Origin of the sequence: Burkholderia sp. JPY481 (genome assembly GCF_038900515.1) — a bacterium.
Lineage (GTDB): Bacteria > Pseudomonadota > Gammaproteobacteria > Burkholderiales > Burkholderiaceae > Paraburkholderia > Paraburkholderia youngii.
The window spans coordinates 1-246 of sequence record NZ_JAYMRT010000246.1; the positions used below are offsets into that span (position 1 = coordinate 1).

At 59.3% G+C, this 246-nt stretch carries 1 protein-coding gene; it reads left to right on the forward strand.

Going from position 1 to position 246, the window contains the following annotated elements; genetic code table 11:
• Positions 1-98: 98 nt before the first annotated feature.
• Positions 99-246, forward strand: a 148-nt coding sequence (gene tnpB, locus VSR82_RS40545; RefSeq protein ID WP_498858984.1) for an IS66 family insertion sequence element accessory protein TnpB, incomplete at its 3' end; no start/stop codon positions are given.

A 246-nucleotide genomic window follows, 5' to 3' on the forward strand; every position in this document is an offset into this window, starting at 1 on the left:
CATCTGATTCCCGCGGCGCCCAGTGCGGCGGACCAGCCTGTATTCCTGGCCGTAGGCGGGGTGCCAGCGGTATGCGATCACCACAATTTGCGATCGGTATGTTGAATGTCGTGTGGTTTGGCGATCTGGTAAAGATTCTCTGGGCCTCGGAGGACGGAATCTGGCTGCTCGCGAAGCGGCTTGAACGAGGCCGTTTTATATGGCCCAAGGCCGACGGTGGCAAGGTCCATCTGAGCTCTGCACAAC